This window comes from Burkholderia mycopellens, from assembly GCF_964265025.1.
In the GTDB taxonomy this organism is placed as follows: Bacteria; Pseudomonadota; Gammaproteobacteria; order Burkholderiales; family Burkholderiaceae; genus Burkholderia.
Genome location: NZ_OZ183804.1, coordinates 905,024 through 925,645 on the forward strand (window position 1 = coordinate 905,024; position 20,622 = coordinate 925,645).

The following is a 20,622-nucleotide window of genomic DNA, read 5'->3' on the forward strand; positions in this document are numbered from 1 at the left end:
CGTGACGCACCGGGCGATCGCATCGTCAATGAAGCATGCGGATCACTGCTCGTGCAGGAACTCCCGGATCGGGTAGCCGACGTGGCGCTGCGCATCGAGCGTGTAGCCGAGGATGCGGTCGCCGCGTTTGAGCTCCGTGATGTTGTGCACGCTGCCCTTCGGCCCGAGCACGCGCACGTGCCAGTCGTCCTGCGCGATGATGTTGATCGCGCGATTGGCGGCATTCTTCGCCTCGATCAGCAGCAGCGGACGCGTCTCGACCTTCGCGCGCCCGACCACGACGCGGCGCGCCTTGCCCTGCACGTTGACGGCGAGGATCTCCGCGCCCGATTCGAGCTCGGCGAGATAGCGCGTGCGGTTGTCCGGCGCGACGACGTACGAATGAAGCGCGGCCGCGTTCACGCGGAACGGGCGCGTCGGCATGTACGGCAGCGGGTGCGTCTCGCTGCTGATGAGGATCATGCCGGTCGAATACGAGCCGACGAGGATGCCCTCGTCCTGCTCGAAGCGCGAGCAGGTATCGACGCACACGCGTTCGCCCGGCCCCAGGTGCGTGAGCCCGACGATCTCGATTTCCTCGAGCTGCAGATCCTCAACCGTGTCGCTGCAGATCGACACGAGTTGCGTGGCCTGCCCGACCTGCGTCGGCGTGAGCAGCACGCCTTCGGGGCCGCGCTGCAGCACGTTCAGCGTGACCTCCGCATCCTCGAGGTCGGCGACGACGGTGATCAGCTCGCCCGTCGCTTGATCGGCGGCCGCCAGCAGGATCTCGAGCGGGATCTTGCTCGGGTCCTGCAGGAACTCGACGAGCAGCCACGGCGTGGACGTCGACAGCTCGCACGCACGGGTGAGCGTCGCCTCGCCCGTCACCTCGATGAACACGCCGATCTCGACGCCGTCCGGCACCGCGAAATCGACCGGCAGGCCATCCTTCACGAGGACGATCTGCACCTGCTCGAGCAGCGCGGCATCGGCCGGCTGCCGATCGACGACCGCGACCTTGCGCGCGCTCGGCGGCAGCCGGCCAGCCTGCTGCGCATCCTTCACGACGAATGCGGACACGCCGACATGCAGCGCTTCCTCGGTGATCTCGTCCGCGAGCTCGCCGATGTTGCGCAGGTCAATCCAGGAAAGCTTCTTCAAGGCCAATCTCCTTCGAAAGGGGATAACGCAGGTTGAATGACAGGATGAAACTAGCGGCTGACGGAAACGGCCAAACGCGACGCGGCGGCCCTCATCCGGCAATCCACCCAGCCGGCGCCCGGTTCGAAGCCGGCAAGCCGGACACCGGGCGCGACATCGGCGAGACCGACGCGCGCGCCGTCGTCGGTCCGGAACTGCACCGCACGGTCGCCGCGCATCACGACGCGCGTGTTCGCGCCGGATGCGCTGCGCGTGTGCAGCGCGACGAGCGGCGCGGATTCGATCCGCACGCGGCCGACCACGATCGCGCGCGTGTCGCCTGCCGCGCCGACCGTCAGGATCCGCTCGCCGGAACGCAGCAGCGAAAGCTGGCGCGCGCGGTCGCCGCCACAGAACACGAACGATTCGGCCGAGCCCGCGTCGATGCCGAACGTGAGCGGCTGGCCAGGCGGGTGCGCGGCGCCGGCCGCGACGACGAGCAGCATGCTGGTCGCGCTCGCGCCGGCCAGCACGCACTCTTCGCCGTCCAGCTGCGAACAGCCGTCGATCACCGCATGCAGCCCGGCGCCGAGCGGCTCGACACGCTGCACCTCGAACGCTTTCAGCTTCAGCGGCTCGCGCGGGCGCAGCTCGCCGCAGGCAGCCAGCACGCCGCGCAATGCGGCCGCATCGCGCGGCGCGAACGCGATGTCGACCGGCGACTGCGCATGCTTGCGCGCGAGGTAGGCGGCGCCGTGCGGATCGGCCAGCGACACGACGATGCGGCACGCGGCATCGCGGACACTCGCGAGCAGGCGCTCGAGCGGCACGGTGGTCGCGAGCGCGTAGTCGAGCAGCACGAGCGCGTGCCGCGCGATCGCGATGCGCGCGGCGTCGAAATCGGCCGCGCCGTCGATCCTCACGCGAACGCCCGCGAGCGGCGCATGCGCGTCGTCGACCAGCGTCGCGACGCCCGCCGTCGAAACGGCCAGTTGCGCGACCGCGCCGGGCGCGCACGTGTCGCGCTCGGCCTCGGCCACTACGAAGCGGCACGCGCCGGCCCTCGCTGCGTCGGCCGCGACGGCGCCTGCCTGCGCGCCGAACGCGCGCAGGTCGATCCACGGATAGCGATACATGGAAACCCTCGATGATCGAAAGAAACCGGGCGCGACGGCCCGGCGCACCGGCTCAGGCGGCCAGGTGCGCGGCGCGGCGCTCGACGCCGTGCACGGCATCGGACAGGCGGCGGATCAGCGGTGCGGCTTTCGGCGCGGCGAACACGTTGCGGCCGGCTGCAATGCCGAGCGCCCCCGCGTGCATCACGCGCGACGTGAACGCGACGAACTCGTCTTCCGGCAGCTTCGCGCCGCCCGCGACCAGCACCGGCAGCGACGAGCCGGCGATGATGTCGGCCATGCTCGCGGCGTCGCCGCTGTACGGCAGCTTGACGATGTCGGCGCCGAGATCCGCCGCGACGTTCGCCGCGTGGGCAATCAGTTCGGTCTGCGGACGATCGCCGAGGCCCGGGCCGCGCGGATAGATCATCGCGAGCAGCGGCAGCGACCAGCGCGCGCACTCGGTCGCGATGCGGCTCAGGTCGAGCAGTTGCTGGCTTTCCGTTTTCGAGCCGAGATTCACGTGCACGCTGACCGCGTCCGCGCCGCTCGCCAGCGCATCCTCGACGCTCGCGAACAGCGTCTTCGCGTTCGCATCCTCCGCGTAGCGCGTGCAGCCGTTCAGGTGCACGACGAGCGCGAGATCGCTCAGCACGTCGGGCGACAGGAAGCGCGCGCGGCCGCGATGCACGACGATCGCGTCGCCGCCGTGCGCGGCGATATCGCCGACCAGTTGCCGCAACTGCTGCGGATGGGCGATCGGCCCGTCCGCGAGCGAATGGTCGAGCGGCACCATCAGACACTTGCCCGACGCGGCGCGCACCACCCGCCGCATCCTGAGCGCCTTGCCAGAAACCGATAGAAGAGCGTCCATCCTTGATTCCTCGCCGGAAATGGAGAGGCCGGCCCGTGCACTTCAGCCTGCCCCCGGAGTGCCCGCTTGCGGGCGGAACTGGAGCAACAACCGAGCAACGCTTGCAGCAAATCTTGCATCGTGTAAGACTTGCATAGACCCAATCATCCTATGATTGGATCATCCTTGCAAGTACATTGCGAGCGATCCCGCTTCCCGACCGGGGGACGCATTCGACGCGGCATCGGGTCCCCTTTGCAGACAACGGCAGCACATCAACCTGTGAGGTGTCTATGAAGTTCGGCGTGTCCTTTTTGCCCGATACCGGCCCGGCCGACCGCCCGGCGGCCGACTACTATGCGCACGCGCTGAAGCTCAGCGCGCTGGCGGACCGGCTCGGCTACACGTACGTGAAGATGACCGAGCACTACCTGAAGCCGTACGGCGGCTACAGCCCGTCGCCGCTGATGTTCCTCGCGGCCGCGGCCGCGCAGACGAAGTCGATCCGCCTGATGACGGGCGGCATCCAGGCGTCGTTCCATCATCCGATCCAGCTCGCGGCCGAGGCCGCGCAGCTCGACGCGATCTCGAACGGGCGGCTCGAGCTGGGCTTCGCGCGCGCGTTCCTGCCGTACGAATTCGATGCGTTCGGCATCGATCTCGATTCGAGCAAGGCACGTTTCCAGCAGACGATCGACGCGACGGTGCGCCTGCTCGGCGAGGAATCGGTCAGCGAGGACACGCCGTTTTTCCGCTATCGCGATGCGCAGTCGCTGCCGCGCCCGACGCAGCAGCCGCGGCCGCCCGTCTGGGTCGCCGCGCTGCTCACGCCGTCCAGCTTCGAGTGGATCGGCGAACGCGGCTTCAACCTGCTGATGGCTGCGCCGCCGCGCAAGGCCGCGCTCGCGAAGACGCAGGAGATGGTGGCGCTCTATCGCGAGACGTTCGAGCGCCATCACGGCCACACCGGCCGCCGGCCGCAGGTCGCGATCAGCATCCCGCTGATGATCGGCACGTCGGACGCGCACGCGCTGGCGCTCGCGGAGCCGCGCCTGCGCCATCACTGGCGCCATTTCGCGGAAGCCGCGAAATCGTGGGACCAGGTGCAGTCGTCTGCCTACCAGGGCTACAACGAGGCGATGAAGAACAAGATGGGCGGGATGGACACGGCCGACCTCGACGCGACCGCCGTGCTCGGCACGCCCGACACCGTGCGCCAGCGCATTCGCGCGCTGGAAGCCGATCTCGGGCTCGACGCGATCCTGTGGCACATCGACTATGGCGCGCAGCCGTACGAGCTGATGAGCAACAACCTGGAGGTGTTCGCCCGCGACGTGCTGCCGGGACTATGACGCCATGCCGATCCCTTCCGGACCCACCGCGAACTCGCCCATGACACCCTCCCTGTCACTCGACACGATCGTCGTCGGCGCCGGCATCGGCGGCCTGGCCGCCGCGCTCGCGCTGCGCCGTGCCGGCCATCGGGTCACCGTCCTCGAGCAGAGCCGGGCGTTCCGTGAAGTCGGCGCGGGGCTGCAGGTCGTGCCGAACGCCACGCGCGCGCTGCGCGCGCTCGGCGTGCTCGACCGGCAGCGGCTGGCCGCCGTCGCGCCGACCGCGACGATCCGCCGCCGCTGGCAGGACGGCAGCCTGCTCGGCGCCTTCCCGCTCGGCGACGACGTCGAGGCCGCCTTCAACGCGCCTTACTGGAACGCGCATCGCGCCGACCTGCATGCCGCGCTGCTCGACGCCGTGCGCGACCCGTATACAGCCGGCCCGCCCGTCGCCGTGCTCGGCGGCATCGCGGTGCGCGGGCTCGACGCGTGCGGGCCGGACGGCGCGACGCTCGTCGATGCGGCGGGCACGCGCTGGCGCGCGGATCTCGTCGTCGCGGCCGACGGCATTCATTCGACGCTGCGCCACGCGCTGCTCGGCGACGACGCGCCGCACTACAGCGGCGACGACGCGTATCGCGCGCTGATCGACGTCGATGCGATCGATCCGCGCTCGCCCGTGTTCGAGATCGTCAAGGAACCGCAGGTGACGATCTGGCTCGGGCCCGGTCGGCACGCGATCCATTACTGGGTGCGCGACCGCCGGCTGCTGAACCTCGTCGTGATCGTGCCGGGCGACGGCAGCACGCGCGAATCGTGGAGCAGCAAGGGCGACCGCGCGACGCTCGAGGCCGAGCTCGACGGCTGGGATCCGCGCCTCGTCGGGCTGATCCGCTGCGCGTCGGACCTGAGCCGCTGGTCGCTGCACGACCGCCAGCCGCTCACGCGCTGGGTGTGGGACAGCGTGTGCCTGCTCGGCGACGCGTGCCATCCGATGCTGCCCTACCAGTCGCAGGGCGCCGCGCAGGCGCTCGAGGACGCGGTCGTGCTCGGCCGGTGCGTGACGGGGCTCGCGGCGAAGGAGGCGCTCGGCGCCGCGCTGGTCGAGTACCAGCGCTTGCGGATCGACCGCAGCGCACGGATCCAGCTTGCGTCGGCCGGCAACGGCGGCGTGTTCCACCTGCCCGACGGCCCCGAGCAACAGGCGCGCGACGCCGAGCTCAAGTCGCGCCGCGCCGACTTCAAGTCCTACCACTGGACCTGGGCCGACGCGTACCAGCTTTGACGCCCGCCCCGGCGCCGTGTGGCGCGCGCCGCGCGGCGCCGGGGCCCTCGTGACAGGACCGCATCATGATGAACACCGTGGACATTGCGCAGCAACTGAAACAGGCGATGCGCGGCGTAGCCGCCACCGTCACGATCGTCACGACCGGTGGCGACGGCGCCGCGGCCGCACCGTGCGCGCTGACCGCCAGCTCGTTCACGTCGGTCGCGCTCGATCCGCCGACCGTGCTGGTGTGCATCAACCGGCGCGCCAGCATTCACGCGTCGATCACCGGCCACCGGCGCTTCTGCGTGAACGCGCTGCGAAGCTGCCACGTGCCGCTCGCGCTCGCATGCAGCACGACGGGCTCCGACGCGCGTTTCGCGCACGACGCGTGGCGCACCGACGCGGCGACCGGCCTGCCCTACCTCCAGAACGCGCAGACGTCGTTCTTCTGCGACACGCTCGAACAGGTCGAGGTCGGCTCGCATTCGATCCTGGTCGGACGGGTCACGCGCGTCGCGATGTGCGACGACGTGAACCCGCTGATGTACGTGAACGGCGCATTCGCCGCCGTCCGCTCGCTGTCGCCCGATGCCGGCGCCGGCCAGTGACACCCCGATGCGTGCGCCACGCGTGATGCCGCGCGCAATCGTTGCGTGCGTTGCAGTCACGCTGCGCGCGCCTATCCCGCATTACCATTGCGCCGCATGCACGCGATGACACGGAGAAGCCGATGGCACCCGACCTGAACCTGCTGATTTCGCTCGACGCGCTGCTCGAAGAGGGGAGCGTCGTCGGCGCCGCACGCCGCATGAACCTGAGCCCGCCCGCGATGAGCCGCACGCTCGCGCGCATTCGCGAAACGGTCGGCGACCCGATCTTCGTGCAAGCGGGCCGCAAGATGGTGCCGACGCCGCGCGCGCTCGAGCTGCGCGGCGTCGTCCGCGAAACCGTGGAGCGCGCGTCGCAGTTGCTCGCCCCGTCCGCGGAAATCGATCTCGGCACGCTCGACAAGCAGTTCAACGTGCGCGCGAACGACATCTTCGTCGGCCTGCACAGCAGCCGCCTGCTCGAGGAGATGGCGCGCGGGATGCCGCGCGCGATGCTGCGCTTCACGCCCGAGGAAGACGACATCGACGACGATGCATTGCGCAGCGGCCGCATCGACCTGTTCATCAGCGCATCGCGCCGCCTGGGGCCGGAAATTCGCGTGCAGCCGCTGTTCACGACGACCTTCGTCGGCCTCGCGCGCGACGACCACCCGATCTTCGACGACGACATCACGCCCGAGCGCTTCGCGCGCTGGCCGCATATCGGCGTCTCGCGGCGCGGCAAGTCGGCGGGGCCGATCGACGACGCGCTCGCCGCGCGCGGCCTCGCGCGGCACGTGCTGCTCGTCGTGCCGACGCCGTATGCGGCGATCTTCGCGCTGCAGGCGTCGGACCTGATCCTGCCGCTGCCCGAACATCTCGCGCGCGGCGCGGTGCAGGCCGGGCTCGGCGTGCGCGCGTTCGAACTGCCGGTGCCGCTCGAAACCGTGCTGATCACGCAGGCGTGGCATCCGCGCTTCCAGAGCGACCCCGCGCACCAGTGGTTGCGGCGTGTCGTGCGCGGGCTGTGCACGGGCCAGCCGGTGCTGCACCCGGCGCACGCATGACGCATGCGTCGCACGCACTCGTCGAGTGCAAAGACATCACTGTTCGGCATGCATGGCTCGACCGTAGACTGGCTTCGTCCTTTCTCATGGAGCAAGCGCAGTGCATGACGCAGCCGATCAGACGCGCGCCGTCGCGGCGCCGCCCCGCCGCCTGAATCGCGCGGCCGCGGCGCTGATCGCGCGCATCGACATTTTCACGCCGCGCGGCGCGTATGTCGCGCGCTCGGTCATTGCCGCCGCGCTCGCGCTCGGCGTCGCGTACCTGCTCGAACTGGAAACCCCGTACTCGGCGGCGTCGACGGTGCTGCTCGTGATCAACCCCGTGCAGGGCGCCGTGATCGGCAAGGGCGTGTGGCGCGTGGTCGGCACCATCGCGGGGATGGTCGTCGCGTTCGTGCTGATGGGCTGCTTCGCGCAGCAGCCGCTGCTGTTCATCCTCGGCTTCGCGTTCTGGCTCGGCCTCTGCGTTGCAGGCATGACGCTGCTGCGGCACTTCCGCGCGTCGGGCACCGTGGTGGCCGGCTACACGATCGGCCTCGCGACCTACGGCGCGATGCAGCATCCCGAGCTGACCTTCGAGCACGTGATCGGGCGCGGCTCGACGGTCGCGATCGGCGTGCTGTGCCTGAGCCTCGTGTCGATGCTGCTCGGCACGCGCGACGTGCACGCCAAACTCGAAGCGCTGGTGACGCGCGTCACGGCCGACGTCGCACGGGCCATCGCCGCGCAGCGCAACGGCCTCGCGGCGGCGCCCGCCGACGACAAGCGGCACGCGCTGTTCGCCGGCATCTACGGCATCGACGATCTGCTCGCGCTCGGCAAGGCCGAATCGGAAGATCTCGCGCAGCGCGCGGCTGCCGTGCGGCACGGGATGGCGTCGCTGTTCGGCGCGCTCGCGGGCGGCACGCCGCCGCTGCCGGCCGACAGTCCCGGCGCGCAAGCGGTCGCGTCGCTGCAGCCGCGCCTCGCGGCCGCGTGGCAGGCCGCCGCCGATGCATTGGGCGCCGGCCCCGGCGGCGCGGCGCACGCGCTTGCGCTGCTGGGCGACGCGCGCGAACGCTTGCGCGACGCGCTCGACGGCATCGCGCTCGGCGATCCGCGCGACGAGGCGGCGTGGCTGATTGCCGGCGAGCGGCTGATCGAACAGATCGACGACTACCGCGCGGCGCTCGACGGGCTCGTCGAATTGCAGCGCCCGCGGCCGGGCGACCGGCCCGCCCGGGTGCGCTTTCACCGCGACACGGGCGCCGCGCTGCGCAACGGCGTGCGCTCGGCCTGCGCGATCGCGCTCTCCGGCGCGTTCTGGCTCGCGACCGGCTGGAACCAGGGCGACATGATGCTGCTCGTCGTCGCGCCGTACTGCGCGCTGCTCGCGACCGCCGGCAACCCGGCCGCCGGCGCGCAGGCGTTCATCAAGGGCACGGTACTGGCGGTGCCGGCCGCGTTCGTGTGCGCGTTCGGCATCCTGCCGCGCATCGAAGGCTTTCCGCTGCTCGTCGTGGCACTCGCGCTGTTCTGGATGCCCGGCATCTACGCGACGAGCGTGCCGAAGACCTCGCTTGCGGGGCTCGCGTATCTGGTCGCGTTCAACACGCTGACCGGCGCGACCAATCCGTTCCGCCCCGACGTTGCGCTGTTCCTGAACCAGTCGGTCGCGTGGGTGCTCGCCACCTTCCTCACGCTGCTCACGTTCCGGCTGATCCTGCCGCGCAACCTGGCCACCGACGCCACGCGGATGCGCCGCACGATCCGCGACGACACGCTCGCGCTCGTGGCCGGCAAGCGCGTCACGGCGGCGGGCTGGCAGCAGCGCCAGCAGCACCGCATCGCGCAGCTCGGCGCGCTGCTCGCGAGCCAGCCGGCCGCGATGACGCAGGCGAGCATCGAGGCGCTCGCGGCGCTGCACGTCGGCAAGGAACTGCTGCGGATCCGTCGCGGCGCCGCGCGCGACGGGCTGCCCGACGCCGCGCGCCGCCGCGTGCGCGCCGGGCTCGCCGGCCTCGCGCGGCATGCCGCCGCCCCCACGCGCGCGGCCCGGCATGCACGGCGCGCCGCGCACGCCCTCGCCGGCCTCGCCGCCGCCCAGCCGGGCAACGCCGAACTGAAGTGGCTGATGGCCGCCTTCGCCGACGTCCACGTGCTGCTGCACACGTACGCCGCCTATTTCACCGCCGTTCCGGAGCGCGCCCGCGATGCTCAGTGAATTCCCGCTGGCCGGCATCTACCTGCCGCCCTTCTTCGTCTATGCGTGCGCGACCGTGCCGCTTTACATGGCCGTGCGCGCGCTGCTCGCCCGGCTCGGCGTGCTGCGCCGCGTGTGGCACCCGGCGCTGTTCGAGTTCGCGATTTCGCTCGTGCTGGTCGCCACGCTGATCCTCTACTTCTAGCCCCTCGTCGGAACGTCTCGCGTCATGTCGCTCAAACCCTTCATCCGCTCCCTGCTGACGCTCGCCACGGTGGCCGTCGCGATCGTGCTCGTCGCCGCGCTCTGGCATGCGTACGTGCTCGCGCCGTGGACGCGCGACGCGCGTGTCAGCGCGCACGTCGTGCGGATCGCGCCCGAAGTGTCGGGCACCGTCGTCGAAGTCGCCGTGGTCGACAACCAGCGTGTCGCGAAAGGCGACGTGCTGTACCGGATCGATCCGCAGCGCTTCGCGCTCGCGGTGGAGCAGGCCGAAGCGCAGGTCGCCGCGACCGCCGAGGCGATGCGCCAGAAGCGCGACGAAGCGCAGCGGCGCACCGGCCTCGACGATCTCGTGCCGCGCGAGGACATCCAGCGCTCGAGCCGCGCGGTGGCGATCGCGCAGGCCGAGCACCGCAAGGCGCTGGCGGCGCTCGACGTCGCCCGGCTCGACCTCGAACGCACGACGCTGCGCTCGCCGGTCGACGGTTACGTGACGCAGCTGCGCCTGCGTCACGGCGACTACGCGGTCGAGGGCAAACCCGGCATCTCGGTGCTCGACGCGCACAGCTTCTGGATCACCGGCTATTTCGAGGAAACCAAGCTGCGCCGCATCGCGACGGGTGCGCCCGCAACGATCCGGTTGATGGGCTTCGATCCGCTGCTGAGCGGGCACGTGACGAGCATCGGCCGCGGCATCGCGGACGAGAACGGCACGCTCGACGAACTCGGCCTGCCCGCGGTCAATCCGACCTTCAGCTGGGTGCGGCTCGCGCAGCGCATCCCGGTGCGCATCGAGATTGACCGGGTGCCGGCCGGCGTGCTGCTGGCGGCAGGCATGACGTGCAGCGTCGAAGTCGGCGAACGCGGACGCGAGCGTACGCCGCGCGGCCGGCTCGCGTCGTGGCTGCACGCGTGGATGTGATGATGGCGACGATGCGATTCCCGCTCCCTGCGCTGCGTGCGACACGCTGCGCGCGCGCCTTCATCGCGGCCTGCACGTGCGCGCTGGCCGCCTGCACGACCGTCGGCCCCGATTACGTGGCGCCGCAGCCCGCGCACCCGCCCGGCTGGAGCGCGCCGCGTGACACGGTCACCACCGATCCCGCGCAGTTGCAGAACTGGTGGCGCACGTTCGGCGACGCACGGCTCGATGCGCTGGTCGACCAGGCGATCGCGCACAACCAGGATCTCGCGATCGCGCGCCAGCGGCTGCTGCAGGCGCGCGCCGAACGCGACCAGATCGCGAGCCGCCTCGGCCCGACCGTCACCGCGGGCGGCAATGCCGATGCGTTACGTTCGTCACGGGCGCTCGACTGGCCGCCCGGGATCGGCCAGTCGCGCACCTACCGGCTCGGCTTCGATGCGTCGTGGGAACTCGACCTGTTCGGCGGCACGCGACGCGCGGTCGAATCGGCCGACGCGCGGATCGATGCGCTCGACGACGATCGCCACGCGATCCTCGTGAGCCTGCTGGCCGAACTCGCGTCGGATTACGCGGCGCTGCGCGCGACCCAGGAGCGGCTGCGGATCGCGACGGACAACGTCGCGAGCCTCGACGCCACGCGACGGCTGACCGAGCAGTCGAACCGGCGCGGCCTCGGCACGTCGTTCGCGGTCGCGCAGGCGCGTGCCGAGCTGCAGCTCGCGCAGGCGACCTTGCCGCCGCTGCATCAGGACGTCGCGCGGCTCGCCCATGCGATCGGCGTGCTCGTCGGCGGTTTCCCGGAAACGCTGCGCGACACGCTGAGCGCGCCCGGCGCGACACTGCCGGTCGCGCCCGCATTGCCCGTCACGTTGCCGTCGGACGTGATCCGCGAACGCCCCGACATTCGCGCCGCCGAACGGCGGCTTGCCGCCGCGACCGCGCAGATCGGCGTCGCGCGCGCCGAGCAGTTTCCGCATTTTGCGATCCCGCTGAGCCTCGGCACGACGGCAAGCCTCGTGCAGGACCTGTTCACGGGCGCGAGCGTCGCCTGGTCGGTCGCACTGGACGGCACGCAGACGCTGTACGACGGCGGCCGCGCGAAAGCCGGCGTCGACGCCGCGCGCGCGGCCGCCGAGGCTGCCCGGCTGGCATACGAGCAGCGCATCCGCAGCGCGTTTCGCGATGTCGAGGACGCGCTGGTGGCGATCGGCGCCGCGCGCGACCGGCAGGCCATGCTCGCCGCGGCAGTCGACAGCAGCCAGGATGCGCAGTCGCGCGCGACACGGCTATACCGCAACGGCCTCGGCGAATACCTGTCGGTGCTGACGGCGCAGCGTGCGACGTACCGCGCACGCGATGCGCTCGCACTCAGCCGGCTCGCGCAAGTGCAAGGCGCGATCGCGCTCTACAAGTCGCTCGGCGTCGGCTGGCGCGATGCGCCGCCGGTCGCGCAGGCCGGCGCGCCGCCAGCGAATGCGAATTGAACGCCGCCACCCGGCGCCCCGACGCTTCGGCGTCGCTCACCCACCGGAGCCATCCCGATGCCCGCTCTCAATCCGAATGATTTCGCGTTACACGACATCCATCGCTTTCCGGTCTGCGTGTTTCGCGCCGAACACGCGACGCCGGGCTACGCGCCCCGCTGGGAAGGCGAGATCGACACGCTGATGCGCCATGGCGAGCCGTTCGTGATCGTCTACGTCGAGCTCGATACCGACGAGAGCCACGACGACCGCAAGCATCGTGCGGTCTGGCTCAAGCAGAACAAGGCGGCGCTGGGCGCCGTCTGCAAGGCACTCGTCAGCGTCGAACCCGATCCCGACCGACGCGCGGAAGTCGCGGCGCAGGGCGAAGTCGCCGTCAAGGCATTCGGGATTCCGCATCATGCGGTGGCGTCGTTCGAGCAAGCCGTCTCGCTCGCCACGCGACTCACGCGGCAGCCTTCGGAGAACGAAGCACGGCAGGCCGGACAACAGGCATGACGCGGCCGGTGCGCCACGCCGCGTTGAACTCACCACCGACACGAGGGCCGGCATGCGCTATCCCACCCTGACGATCACCGGCTCGCACACGCTTGCGTCATGTCCGTCGCGGCTCCCCGATCCCGGCGAAATCCTGTTGTGGCGACTGCGCGGCGAATGGCAGTTCGTCACCAGCGAGCGAGGCCATCTCTACCTGTCGAAGACCGAACTGCGGCGTGCCCGGACGCATCCGAATCGCGCGCACGGCCGCCGCTTCGCGATCGGCCGGTCGGCGCTACGCGTGATCCTGGGGACGCTGGCCGGCCGCGCGGCCGACGAGCTGACGCTGATCGACCGCGACGCCGACCATATCGCGGTCGCGGGCTGCGACGGGCTGGACGGGCTCGACGTCGTGGTCGGCCATGCCGGGATCTGGATCGTCATCGCGATCGCCCGTGGCCCGATCGGGCTCGGCATGGCGCAGACCGGCGCGCTCGCCGATCCGGCATCGCGCGACCAGCTGCGGCTGGACAGCATCTCGAACGCGTGCGGGACCGGGCACGGCGCCACGCTCGATGCGCTGGCGCCGCTCGCGGGGGCATTCCGCGAGGTCGATACGCCGCATGCCGGCCGCTGGCGCCTGCTCGATATCCCGCTCTCCGGCCTGGCCTGCGCGGCAACCCTGGCCGCTCGCCGGATGGATCGCATCCATGCGGTGGGCTGGCGCGGCGAGCGGAAGGACTGGCTGGCCGATCGTGATCGGCATCTGCGGGCGGCAAAGGTGCGCGCGGCGGCCGCCTCGGTCGCGGCCTGACCGGCCGGCCCCGAAGCCCTCGCGTCGCACGCCTGCACGACGGCCGCCGTCGGCATCTCCGACGGGTGTCGTTCATGGGAGCGCACGAAGGTTGCCGGTTATGGGAGCCGGCGGCTTCAAAGCAAGGTAGCAGCTCCGCCGCTTCCGCCTTCCTCCCGCATGGCTTTCTCCTCCATCAAACCTCCATCTTTCCGCACAAAAAACTCCATCGGGCGCACGCACACTGCGATCCGACAATGCGGGCCGTTGGGTGCCTGCGTCTCATGGAGTCCACATGAAAAATCAGAAACGAGCCTGCTACGGCGCCGTGTGCGCGCTGGTGGCGGCGATGCTGGCGGGCTGCGGGCCCTCCGAACAGCAGGCCGCCGCGCCGGCCACCCCGGTTGCGGCGATGACGCTGGCCGGCGCCCCCCTCGACCTGACCGAAGACCTGCCGGGCCGCGTCGCGGCCATCCGGATCGCCGAGATCCGGCCGCAGGTCAGCGGCATCGTGCAGCGGCGGCTGTTCGAGCAGGGCACGGAAGTGCGCGCCGGCCAGCCGCTGTTCCAGATCAACCCGGCGCCGTTCAAGGCCGACATGGACACGGCCGCGGCGGCCCTGCAACGCGCGGAAGCCGCGCTCGAGCGGGCCAAGGTTCAGACCACCCGTCTTAAACCGCTGGTCGAGGCCGACGCGATCAGCCGTCAGGTGTACGACGATTCGGTATCGCAACGCGATCAGGCCGCCGCCGACGTCGCGCAGGCCCGCGCGACGCTCGCCCGCCGCCAGCTCGACCTGAAGTTCGCGACCGTCGAGGCGCCGATCACGGGCCGCATCGACCAGGCCCTCGTGACCGAAGGTGCGCTGGTCGCGAGCAGCGACAGCCAGCCGATGGCGCGCATCCAGCAGATCGACCAGGTCTACGTGGACGTGCGCCAGCCGGCTGCGTCGCTCGAATCGCTGCGCGGCGCGCTTACGGCCCAGCCGGACACGGCGGGCAACGGGCTGCCGGTCGACGTGCTGCGCGACGACGATTCGCGCTACGACGTGAAGGGCCGCATGCTGTTCTCCGGCGTCAACGTCGACCCCGGCACCGGCGACGTGCTGCTGCGCGTGCTGGTCGACAACCCGAAACGCGAGCTGCTGCCGGGCATGTACGTGCGTGCCCGCATCCCGCGCGGGCATTTCGACAACGCGCTGACCGTGCCGCAGCAGGCCATCGTCCGCGCAGGCGGCAAGCCGCAGGTGTGGGTGCTCGACGCGAAGAGCCAGGCGCACCTGAAGGCCGTCGAATTGGGTGAGCTGACGAACCGCAGCTACCGCATCAAATCGGGGCTGCAGGCGGGCCAGAAGGTCGTCGTCGAAGGCATGGAGCGCCTGAGCGACGGCGCGGCCGTGACGGCGACCGCCTGGAAGGCGCCTGAATCGGTCAAGACCGCTTCGTCGCACTGAGTCACGGGGAGCCTCCAGTCATGTCCCAATTCTTCATCCGGCGCCCGGTGTTCGCGTGGGTAATCGCCCTCTTCATCATCCTGCTGGGCCTGATCGCCATCCCCGAACTGCCGGTTGCGCGCTATCCGTCGGTCGCGCCGCCGACCGTCACCATTACCGCCACCTACCCGGGCGCCACGCCGCAGACGATGAACGACAGCGTGCTGAGCCTCATCGAGCGCGAGCTGTCCGGCGTGCGGAACCTGCTGTACTTCGAATCGGCGTCGGATACCTCCGGCCAGGCGAAGATCACCGCGACCTTCAAGCCCGGCACCGATTCGGCGATGGCGCAGGTCGAGGTGCAGAACAAGCTCAAGTCGGTCGAGCCGCGCCTGCCGCCCGTCGTGCGGCAAAACGGCGTGATCGTGGAATCCGCCTCCACGGGCTTCCTGTTGTTCGTCGGCCTGAAGTCGGACAGCGGCCGCTACGATGAAAACGCGCTGGCCGACTACATGGCGCGCAACATCGTCGAGGACCTGCGACGTGTCGAAGGCGTCGGCAAGGTGCAGCTGTTCGGCTCCGAACAGGCGATGCGCATCTGGGTCGATCCGCAGAAGCTGATCACCTACGGCCTGTCGATGAACGACCTGACGACGGCCGTCAGCCAGCAGAACGTGCAGATCGCCCCGGGCAGCCTCGGTGCGGCGCCCGCGCTGCCGGGCCAGCGCGTCACGGTGCCGCTCACCGCGCAAGGCCAGCTCACGACGCCGGAGCAGTTCGCGAAGATCGTGCTGCGCGCGAATGCGAACGGCTCGAAGGTCGTGCTCGGCGATGTCGCGCGGGTCGAACTCGGCCCGCAGGCGTTCACCTTCGTCAACAGCGAGAACGGCAAGCCCGCCACCTTCGCCGGCGTGCAGCTGGCGCCGGGCGCCAATGCGGTGAAGACCGCCGAGGCCGTGCGCGAGCAGCTCGACATGATCGCCAAGACCATGCCGGCCGGCATGACCTACTCGATCCCGTTCGATACCGCGCCGTTCGTGAAGATCTCGATCGAGAAGGTGATTCACACGCTGATCGAGGCGATGGTGCTCGTGTTCCTGGTGATGTACCTGTTCCTGCAGAACGTGCGCTACACGCTGATCCCGGCGATCGTCGCGCCGGTGGCGATGCTCGGCACCTTCACGGTCATGCTGATGACAGGCTTCTCGATCAACGTGCTGACGATGTTCGGCATGGTGCTCGCGATCGGCATCATCGTCGACGATGCGATCGTCGTCGTGGAGAACGTCGAACGCCTGATGGTGGAAGAAGGCCTGTCGCCGAAGGACGCGACGATCAAGGCCATGAAGGAAATCACCGGCGCGATCATCGGGATCACGCTGGTGCTGACGGCCGTGTTCCTGCCGATGGCGTTGTCGAGCGGTTCGGTCGGGGTGATCTATCAGCAGTTCACGATGTCGATGGCCGTGTCGATCATGTTCTCGGCCCTGCTCGCGCTGACGCTGACGCCGGCCCTGTGCGCGACGATGCTCAAGCCGGTCGAGCATGGCCACCACGAGAAGCGCGGCTTCTTCGGCTGGTTCAACCGCCGCTTCGACCGCCTCACGCAATGGTACGAGACGCGCGTCGGCCGGCTGGTCGGCCGCACGGGCCGCGTGATGCTGCTGTTCGTCGCGATTTCCGCCGCGCTGGTGTTCGGCTTCCGCATGCTGCCGTCGTCGTTCCTGCCCGAGGAAGACCAGGGCTACTTCATGACCGGCTTCCTGCTCCCGGCGGATTCGACCGTCGAGCGCACCGGCGACGTGGTCAAGACGCTCGAGAAGCATCTCGCATCGCGTCCGGGCATCGAATCGAGCATCTCGATCATCGGCTACGGCTTCTCCGGCCTCGGCTCCAACGCGGCACTGAACTACGCGGTGCTCAAGGACTGGGACAAGCGCGGAGACGCAACCGCGATGGACGAAGCGATGCGCGCGCAGGCCGCGATGGGCGGCGTGACGGAAGGCACGGTCATGAGCCTGTTGCCGCCCGCGATCGACGGGCTGGGCACCAGCTCGGGCTTCACGATGCGCCTGCAGGATCGCGCGAACCAGGGCTACGCCGCGCTCAAGGCGGCCGAAACCAGGCTGCTCGAACTCGCCGCACAAAGCAAGGTGGTGACCGGCGTCTATCCGGACAGCCTGCCGGCCGGCACGAGCGTGAAGCTGGACATCGACCGCGACAAGGCCGAAGCGCTCGGCGTGTCGTTCACGACCATCAGCGACACGCTGTCGGCCGCGATGGGCTCGACCTACGTGAACGACTTCCCGAACGCGGGCCGCATGCAGCAGGTGATCATCCAGGCCGATGCGCCGGCGCGCATGCAGATCGAGAACGTGATGAAGCTCTACGTGCGCAACGCGACCGGCGGCATGGTGCCGCTGTCCGAAGTGGTGCGTCCGGTCTGGTCGGAAACCCCGCTGCAGATGGTGCGCTACCAGGGTTATCCGTCCGCCCGTATCTCCGGCGGCTCGGCCCCCGGCTACTCCAGCGGCGCGGCAATGGCCGAGATGGAGCGTCTGGCCGCGCAGTTGCCGCCGGGCTTCACGGTGGCGTGGACCGGCCAGTCGCTGCAGGAGCGCGAGTCGGCATCGCAGGCGCCGATGCTGATGGCGCTGTCGATGGTCGTCGTGTTCCTGGTGCTCGCGGCGCTCTACGAGAGCTGGGCGATTCCGTTGTCGGTGATGCTGGTGGTGCCGCTCGGCCTGATCGGCGCACTCGGCGCCGTGATGCTCCGCGGGCTGCCGAACGACGTGTTCTTCAAGGTCGGGATGATCACCGTGATCGGCCTGTCGGCGAAGAACGCGATCCTGATCGTGGAGGTCGCGAAGCAGTTGCGCGAGGAAGGCATGGGGCTGATCGAGTCGGCCGTGCAGGCATCGAAGCTGCGTCTGCGCCCGATCCTGATGACCTCGCTCGCGTTCGGCCTCGGCGTCGTACCGCTGATGATCGCGACCGGCGCGAGCGCCGAAACGCAGCATGCGATCGGCACCGGCGTGTTCGGCGGCATGGTGACCGCCACCGTGCTGGCCATTTTCTTCGTTCCGGTTTTCTATGTGTTCGTGATGAGCATCCAGGAACGCCTCTCGGCATGGCGCGCATCCGGCAAGCAGCCCGCCGCCGTGACCCACGAACATGAAGGTTGATGCCATGCGATTACTCATTCTTTCCGCAGCGGTTGCCGCCGCCCTCGCGCTGTCGGCGTGCTCGATGGCGCCGAAGCTGGTCAGGCCCGAGATGCCGGTGCCGACCGCCTATACGACCGCTGCCGCGGCCGACCCGCACGCGAACGCGGCCGATCTCGGCTGGCGCACGATGTTCGGCGACCGTCGCCTGCAGCGCCTGATCGAGCTCGCGCTCGAGAACAACCGCGACCTGCGCCTGGCCGCGCTGAACGTCCAGGCCGCGGAAGCGCAGTACGGCATCCAGCGTTCCGCGCGCCTGCCGTCGATCGGCGCCGGCGCGAGCTTCACGCGCCAGCGCACGGCGGCCGACTCGCAATCGAACCCGCCGCTGCTCGAAAACACGCAGAACCAGTACGGTGTGAACGTCGGCGTCAGCGCGTTCGAGATCGACCTGTTCGGCCGCGTGAAGTCGCTGTCCGATGCGGCGTTCGCACGCTACCTCGCGACCGATCACGGCCGCCGCGCCGTGCAGATCGCGCTCGTCGGCTCCGTGGCCAACGCGTATTTCGCCGAGCGCCTCGCGCAGGAACAACGCGCGCTGTCCGAACGCACGCTGGGCGACTGGCGCCAGTCGCTCGATCTCGCACGCAGGCTCAAGCTCGCCGACCAGGCCAGCGGCGTCGACATCGCGCAGGCCGAAGGTCAGGTCGCGAGCGCCAGCGCCGATCTCGAGGCGCGTTCGCGCGCCGTCGAGCAGGCGAACAACGCGCTGCGACTGCTGGTGGGCACCGACCTGCCGAAGACCCTGCCCGACCCGCTGTCGCTGGAACGCCAGCCGGTGATGACGCAACTGCCGGCCGGCCTGCCGTCGGAGTTGCTGTACCGCCGGCCGGACATCCAGCAGGCCGAGCAGAACCTCGTCGCCGCCAACGCCGATATCGGCGCGGCGCGCGCGGCGTTCTTCCCGCGCCTGTCGCTGACCTCGTCGATCGGCTTCCTCAGCCCGGGGCTGGGCAGCCTGTTCGACGGCGGCCAGCGCGTGTGGAGCTTCGCGCCGCAGGTCACGCTGCCGATTTTCCAGGGCGGCCGGCTGCGCTCCGAGCTGAATCTCGCGGAAGTGCGCAAGTCCAGCGCGGTCGTCGAGTACGAACGCGCGATCCAGACCGCGTTCCGCGAAGTGGCCGACGGCCTCGCCGGGCGCGAGACCTTCAGCCGCCAGATCGACGCGCAGACGAAGGTCGTCAAAAGCGCCGAGCGCCGCACCGATCTCGTGAACCTGCGCTATCGCGCCGGCATCGAGGATCGGCTGGAGCTGCTCGACTCGCAGCGGCAGCTGTATGCCGCGCGCCAGGCGTTGCTGGATCTGCGCAACGCCGAACTGAACAACGCGGTCGCGCTCTACAAGGCGCTCGGTGGCGGGCTGATCGACACCGACGTGCCGCCCGCCGACAACGTGGCGAACAACTGAGCCATGCGCCGTCGCCGATCCGTTCGCGACGACTGAAAGCACGGTGAAGTCCGGCGGCGCACGTGCCGCGCCGCCGGCCCGCCTACCGGTCACGCTCACTTCCAGTGAACCCGATGAACCCTCTGATACTCATTGCCGAAGACGATCCGGAGATCGCCGACATACTCGACGCCTACCTCGCCCACGACGGCTTTCGCACCTACCGCGTCGGCCACGGCCAGGCCGTGCTCGACGTGCAGCCCGTGTTGAAGCCCGACCTGATCCTGCTCGACGTCAGGATGCCGGAGAAGGACGGCTGGGAAGTCCTGGTCGAACTGCGACGCCGCGGCGACACGCCGATCGTCATCATCACGGCGCTCGACCGCGAGATCGATCGCTTGCAGGGGCTGCGCTTCGGCGCCGACGACTACATCACGAAGCCGTTCAATCCGGCCGAGGTGGTCGCGCGCATCCGTGCGATCCTGCGTCGCGTCGAAACGGCCGCGTCGGGACGCTTCATCAAGGTCGGCAACCTTGAAATCGACACGCAAAGCTACTTGACCACGGTCCGCACGGACGCCGGAGAAACCGGCGTGTCGCTGACGCTGACCGAATTCCGGCTGCTCGCGCACCTGGCCGGCTCGCCGAACCGCGTGTTCACGCGCAGCGAACTGATCGACGCCTGCCTCGCCGACGTCGATGCGCTGGAGCGTACCGTCGACAGCCATATCAGCCGGCTGCGCAAGAAGCTCGAATGCGCGGGCGCGTCGGGGATGCCGGAGGTGATGCGCGGCGTCGGCTACCGGCTGCGCAGCACGCAGTGAACGCGCGTCATGGATCGCGGCGGCGTGTGGCGCGAATCTTCGGCATCCTGACGGTTGCTGTGGGGCTGACGATCGCCGATGCAACGTTCGTCGGGTACGGCCTGATTCATGCGGTCTGGTTTCCCGCGACGAACGGCGCGCTCGCAGCCGTGATTCGCGAGACACCGGACTACCTGGTACTCGCCGCGTTGCTGTTGGCCGGATTGGTCGCGTCGGTCGTCGATCTGGTCAAACTGCTGCGCGCGCCGCGCACCCGTCGATGAACACGCGAGTCCGGTCACGTCGCGTATGGGAGCCATCCATGGGAACTCGAGAAGGTAGCCG

18 protein-coding genes are annotated in these 20,622 nt (G+C 69.9%); 15 read left to right on the forward strand and 3 right to left on the reverse strand.

Annotation, left to right across the window (positions count from 1 at the left end):
- Window positions 1–42: 42 nt before the first annotated feature.
- Genes ACPTTC_RS38045 through ACPTTC_RS38055 form a run of 3 tightly spaced genes read right to left on the reverse strand, consistent with a single transcriptional unit; the run spans window position 43 to window position 3,111 of the window.
- Window positions 43–1,143, reverse strand: a complete 1,101-nt coding sequence (locus tag ACPTTC_RS38045; RefSeq protein ID WP_423396404.1) for a 3-dehydroquinate synthase II family protein — start codon at window positions 1,141–1,143, stop codon at window positions 43–45.
- 50 nt (window positions 1,144–1,193) lie between these two features.
- Window positions 1,194–2,258 (reverse strand): 3-dehydroquinate synthase II family protein, encoded by a 1,065-nt coding sequence (locus ACPTTC_RS38050; RefSeq protein ID WP_423396405.1) that lies wholly within the window; start codon window positions 2,256–2,258, stop codon window positions 1,194–1,196.
- A gap of 52 nt (window positions 2,259–2,310) precedes the next feature.
- Window positions 2,311–3,111, reverse strand: a complete 801-nt coding sequence (locus ACPTTC_RS38055) for a 2-amino-3,7-dideoxy-D-threo-hept-6-ulosonate synthase (protein WP_226200383.1) — start codon at window positions 3,109–3,111, stop codon at window positions 2,311–2,313.
- A 284-nt stretch (window positions 3,112–3,395) separates the two neighbouring features.
- On the opposite strand from ACPTTC_RS38055, the gene ACPTTC_RS38060 reads away from it, so the two are divergent.
- The 15 genes from ACPTTC_RS38060 to ACPTTC_RS38130 all read left to right on the forward strand — a co-directional run bounded on the left by ACPTTC_RS38060 (window position 3,396) and on the right by ACPTTC_RS38130 (window position 20,561).
- Window positions 3,396–4,442, forward strand: coding sequence for an LLM class flavin-dependent oxidoreductase (locus tag ACPTTC_RS38060; RefSeq protein WP_423396406.1), 1,047 nt, complete (start codon window positions 3,396–3,398; stop codon window positions 4,440–4,442).
- Between the two features lie 40 nt (window positions 4,443–4,482).
- Window positions 4,483–5,709 (forward strand): FAD-dependent monooxygenase, encoded by a 1,227-nt coding sequence (locus ACPTTC_RS38065; RefSeq protein WP_423396407.1) that lies wholly within the window; start codon window positions 4,483–4,485, stop codon window positions 5,707–5,709.
- 65 nt (window positions 5,710–5,774) lie between these two features.
- Window positions 5,775–6,302 carry a flavin reductase family protein gene (locus ACPTTC_RS38070; RefSeq protein ID WP_423396408.1) on the forward strand — a complete coding sequence of 176 codons (528 nt, stop codon included), beginning with the start codon at window positions 5,775–5,777 and terminating at the stop codon, window positions 6,300–6,302.
- Between the two features lie 122 nt (window positions 6,303–6,424).
- Window positions 6,425–7,348 carry a LysR family transcriptional regulator gene (locus ACPTTC_RS38075; RefSeq protein ID WP_175970378.1) on the forward strand — a complete coding sequence of 308 codons (924 nt, stop codon included), beginning with the start codon at window positions 6,425–6,427 and terminating at the stop codon, window positions 7,346–7,348.
- Between the two features lie 100 nt (window positions 7,349–7,448).
- On the forward strand, window positions 7,449–9,551 hold the full coding sequence (locus tag ACPTTC_RS38080; RefSeq protein WP_423396409.1) for an FUSC family protein: 2,103 nt from the start codon (window positions 7,449–7,451) through the stop codon (window positions 9,549–9,551).
- Window positions 9,541–9,735, forward strand: coding sequence for a DUF1656 domain-containing protein (locus ACPTTC_RS38085; protein ID WP_089429479.1), 195 nt, complete (start codon window positions 9,541–9,543; stop codon window positions 9,733–9,735). Before ACPTTC_RS38080 ends, ACPTTC_RS38085 begins: the two co-directional genes overlap by 11 nt.
- A gap of 24 nt (window positions 9,736–9,759) precedes the next feature.
- The gene (locus ACPTTC_RS38090; RefSeq protein ID WP_423396410.1) at window positions 9,760–10,674 is read left to right on the forward strand and encodes a biotin/lipoyl-binding protein; all 915 of its coding nucleotides are present in this window, start codon (window positions 9,760–9,762) and stop codon (window positions 10,672–10,674) included.
- 11 nt (window positions 10,675–10,685) lie between these two features.
- Window positions 10,686–12,161, forward strand: coding sequence for an efflux transporter outer membrane subunit (locus ACPTTC_RS38095; protein ID WP_423396411.1), 1,476 nt, complete (start codon window positions 10,686–10,688; stop codon window positions 12,159–12,161).
- Window positions 12,162–12,218: 57 nt separating this feature from the next.
- Window positions 12,219–12,659: a hypothetical protein gene (locus ACPTTC_RS38100; protein WP_423396412.1), complete on the forward strand. Its 441-nt coding sequence runs from the start codon at window positions 12,219–12,221 to the stop codon at window positions 12,657–12,659.
- A 52-nt stretch (window positions 12,660–12,711) separates the two neighbouring features.
- Window positions 12,712–13,452, forward strand: a complete 741-nt coding sequence (locus tag ACPTTC_RS38105; protein WP_423396413.1) for a hypothetical protein — start codon at window positions 12,712–12,714, stop codon at window positions 13,450–13,452.
- 274 nt (window positions 13,453–13,726) lie between these two features.
- Complete coding sequence (locus ACPTTC_RS38110; RefSeq protein ID WP_423396414.1) at window positions 13,727–14,884, forward strand: efflux RND transporter periplasmic adaptor subunit; 1,158 nt, start codon at window positions 13,727–13,729, stop codon at window positions 14,882–14,884.
- A 20-nt stretch (window positions 14,885–14,904) separates the two neighbouring features.
- Entirely contained in the window at window positions 14,905–18,048 is a 3,144-nt protein-coding gene (locus ACPTTC_RS38115) for a multidrug efflux RND transporter permease subunit (RefSeq protein ID WP_423396415.1), read from the forward strand.
- Window positions 18,049–18,052: 4 nt separating this feature from the next.
- Window positions 18,053–19,495 carry an efflux transporter outer membrane subunit gene (locus tag ACPTTC_RS38120; RefSeq protein WP_423396416.1) on the forward strand — a complete coding sequence of 481 codons (1,443 nt, stop codon included), beginning with the start codon at window positions 18,053–18,055 and terminating at the stop codon, window positions 19,493–19,495.
- A 113-nt stretch (window positions 19,496–19,608) separates the two neighbouring features.
- Entirely contained in the window at window positions 19,609–20,298 is a 690-nt protein-coding gene (locus ACPTTC_RS38125; protein WP_423396417.1) for a response regulator, read from the forward strand.
- A gap of 26 nt (window positions 20,299–20,324) precedes the next feature.
- Window positions 20,325–20,561, forward strand: coding sequence for a hypothetical protein (locus tag ACPTTC_RS38130; RefSeq protein WP_423396418.1), 237 nt, complete (start codon window positions 20,325–20,327; stop codon window positions 20,559–20,561).
- The last annotated feature ends 61 nt before the right edge of the window (window positions 20,562–20,622 follow it).